Here is a 251-nt window from a genome sequence, read left to right as displayed (position 1 = left end):
GATGTAATCGGCCTGCGCGAGCCGCAGCGACTCCGCGCGCGCGAGACGCGCATACGGCGGCCACGCGGTGTTCGACACCGCGATCACCCCATTTAGCACCCCCCGCCCCACCGCGGCGGCGAACGCGAGCGCGAGCACGATCTTCGGAAATGCGAGCGCGACGTCGGTCAAGCGCATCAGCACCGTATCGACGATGCCGCCGCAATAACCCGCCACCGTGCCCATCAAAAGCCCGACCGGCACCACGAGCA

The 251-nt window shown here is 68.5% G+C and carries 1 protein-coding gene; it reads right to left on the bottom strand.

The features are described from left to right. Nucleotides 1-251: ABC transporter permease subunit (locus NCR39_RS06620; protein WP_250451485.1), on the bottom strand; the 251-nt coding region annotated here is incomplete at both ends.

It is taken from the genome of Caballeronia sp. ATUFL_M2_KS44 (assembly GCF_023630965.1).
GTDB lineage: Bacteria > Pseudomonadota > Gammaproteobacteria > Burkholderiales > Burkholderiaceae > Caballeronia > Caballeronia concitans.
The sequence above is the reverse complement of the archived record's forward strand: the minus strand, read 5'-3'. Positions and strand labels throughout refer to the sequence as shown.